The organism is Pseudomonas agronomica (assembly GCF_025917275.1).
Taxonomy (GTDB): domain Bacteria; phylum Pseudomonadota; class Gammaproteobacteria; order Pseudomonadales; family Pseudomonadaceae; genus Aquipseudomonas; species Aquipseudomonas agronomica.
The window spans coordinates 1-2629 of sequence record NZ_JAOSHO010000613.1 but is presented as its reverse complement, the minus strand read 5'-3'; the positions used below and the strand labels follow the sequence as shown (position 1 = coordinate 2629).

Below are 2629 nucleotides of genomic sequence, written 5' to 3'. Positions count from 1 at the left end.
TGGGAGCGAGCCTGCTCGCGAAGGGGCCGGCAAGGCTTCAGCTGGCCTGGGTCTCATCCTTGTCCTTCACACACGCGAAATCCTCTTCGCGCAGTTCAGGCAGGTCCTTGGCACAATAATTACTCCCCAGTTCCTTCAGGGCGCCGCACATCCCCTCCAGGCGCCCGTCCACCGCTTGCAGGTGGTCGAGCAGCTGGTTGATGGCGCGAGCCACCGGGTCGGGCATGTCTTCGCCGACACCGTAGGCGTCGAAGCCGATCTTCTCGGCCATGGCCTTGCGACGGGCATCCTGCTCGTCATCGGACTTGACGATGATGCGCCCTGGAATGCCCACCACAGTGGCGCCGGGCGGCACGGCCTTGGTGACCACGGCGTTGGAGCCGACTTTCGCGCCCGCCCCCACCGTGAACGGCCCGAGCACCTTGGCGCCGGCACCCACGACAACACCGTCTTCCAGTGTTGGATGGCGCTTGCCCTTGTTCCAGCTCGTACCGCCGAGGGTCACGCCCTGGTACAGCGTCACGTCGTCGCCGATCTCGGCGGTTTCGCCAATGACGATGCCCATGCCATGGTCGATGAAGAACCGGCGACCGACCTTGGCGCCCGGGTGGATCTCGATCCCGGTCAGCCAGCGCCCGAAGTTCGAGACCAGCCGCGCCAGCCATTTCCAACCCATGTTCCACAAGGCGCCGGACAGGCGATGGAGCCAGATGGCGTGCATGCCCGGGTAGCAGGTCAATACTTCAAAGGCATTGCGCGCCGCCGGGTCACGATGAAAGACGCTCTGGATATCTTCACGCAAACGTTCGAACATTTTATTCCTTCCGCTTAATCAGCTCGCCACGGGCCGCTTTCTGGGTTTCCGTGAGGATGCCGCGCAATATATTCATTTCCGCTCGGCTCACCGAGCTTCGTCCGTACAACCGACGCAGGCGCGCCATCAAGTGCCGAGGCTTGTCCGGGTCGAGGAATTCGATGGCCACCAGGGTCTGCTCCAGGTGCTCATAGAATCGTTCCAGCTCGTCCATGGTCGCCAGTGTCTCACTGCGCGGCGACGTCGCCTCGTATTTTTCCAGCTTGCTGGGCTGGCCCTCGGCTTGCAGCCAGGCCATGCGCACTTCATAACTCAACACCTGCACCGCCGCCCCGAGGTTCAGCGAGCTGAAGCCGGGGTCGGAAGGGATATGCACGTGGAAATGACATCGCTGCAGCTCTTCATTGGTGAGGCCGGAATCTTCACGACCGAACACCAAGGCGATCTGCGCGCCCTGCCCGGCCTCCTCGATCACCTTGGTGCCGCATTCGCGAGGATCGAGCAGCGGCCAGGGGATACGGCGGTCGCGAGCACTGGTGCCGAGCACCAGGTTGCAACCCACCAGGGCGTCTTCCAGCGTGGCGACAACCTCGGCATTGGCCAGGATGTCATTGGCGCCGGACGCCCGGGCATCGGCTTCGTGATGGGGAAACGAGCGAGGCTCGACCAGCACCAGCCGCGACAGGCCCATGTTCTTCATGGCCCGCGCAGCTCCGCCGATGTTACCCGGATGGCTGGTATTGACCAGGACGACACGAATGTTCTGCAACAAGGGAGGCGCTCTCGAACACGACAAAGGGAGCAAATCTTACCTAAGCACCTACCGTTAAGCTATGAAAGCGAACACCAACCTTCTCCTGAGAAAAAGTTCTGATAGAATGCGCGGCTTTCTTTAACAACCTTAGGTGACACCTCCATGCAGCCCATGCTGAATATCGCGCTGCGCGCCGCCCGCAGCGCCAGTGAACTGATCTTCCGCTCCATCGAGCGCCTGGATACCATCAAGGTCGATGAAAAAGACGCCAAGGACTACGTGTCCGAGGTAGATCGCGCCGCCGAACAGAAAATCGTCGACGCCCTGCGCAAGGCTTACCCGAACCACTCGATCCTCGGTGAAGAGACCGGCATGCACGCCGGTACCGGCATCGAAGGCGAAGAGTACCTGTGGATCATCGATCCGCTGGACGGCACCACCAACTTCCTGCGCGGCATTCCTCACTTCGCTGTCAGCATCGCCTGCAAATACCGTGGTCGCCTGGAACACGCCGTCGTGCTGGACCCGGTTCGCCAGGAAGAATTCACCGCCAGCCGTGGCCGTGGCGCCCAACTGAACGGTCGTCGCCTGCGCGTCAGCGGCCGCACCAGCCTGGACGGCGCCCTGCTGGGTACCGGTTTCCCGTTCCGTGACGACCAGATGGACAACCTGGACAACTACCTGGGCATGTTCCGCGCCCTGGTCGGCCAGACCGCTGGCATCCGCCGCGCCGGCGCTGCAAGCCTGGACCTGGCTTATGTCGCTGCCGGTCGTTTCGATGCGTTCTGGGAGTCGGGCCTGTCCGAGTGGGACATGGCAGCAGGCGCCCTGCTGATCCAGGAAGCCGGTGGTTTGGTGAGTGACTTCACCGGTGGCCACGATTTCCTTGAGAAAGGCCACATCGTTGCCGGCAACACCAAATGCTTCAAGGCTGTGCTGACTGCTATCCAGCCGCACCTGCCGGCTTCGCTGAAGCGCTAAATAGCTCGGCTAGAGAAAAGCACCTTTCGGGGTGCTTTTTTTATGCCTGTTTCACCCCCCCCAGCTCAGAGGCGGACATT

Annotated in this window: 3 protein-coding genes; 1 reads left to right on the top strand and 2 read right to left on the bottom strand. The window is 62.0% G+C overall.

Going from position 1 to position 2629, the window contains the following annotated elements; genetic code table 11:
* Nucleotides 1–37: 37 nt before the first annotated feature.
* Nucleotides 38–814 carry a serine O-acetyltransferase gene (gene cysE / locus OC610_RS25230; protein WP_264431744.1) on the bottom strand — a complete coding sequence of 259 codons (777 nt, stop codon included), beginning with the start codon at nucleotides 812–814 and terminating at the stop codon, nucleotides 38–40.
* Between the two features lies 1 nt (nucleotide 815).
* Nucleotides 816–1586: a tRNA (cytosine(32)/uridine(32)-2'-O)-methyltransferase TrmJ gene (gene trmJ, locus OC610_RS25225; RefSeq protein WP_264431743.1), complete on the bottom strand. Its 771-nt coding sequence runs from the start codon at nucleotides 1584–1586 to the stop codon at nucleotides 816–818.
* Between the two features lie 144 nt (nucleotides 1587–1730).
* On the opposite strand from trmJ, the gene suhB reads away from it, so the two are divergent.
* Nucleotides 1731–2549, top strand: a complete 819-nt coding sequence (suhB, locus tag OC610_RS25220; protein WP_003185165.1) for a type III secretion system regulator SuhB — start codon at nucleotides 1731–1733, stop codon at nucleotides 2547–2549.
* The last annotated feature ends 80 nt before the right edge of the window (nucleotides 2550–2629 follow it).

Excerpts from the sequence above, each read along its gene's own strand:
- cysE (WP_264431744.1), bottom strand. The coding sequence starts at position 814 with ATGTTCGAACGTTTGCGTGAAGATATCCAGAGCGTCTTTCATCGTGAC.
- suhB (WP_003185165.1), top strand. The coding sequence starts at position 1,731 with ATGCAGCCCATGCTGAATATCGCGCTGCGCGCCGCCCGCAGCGCCAGT.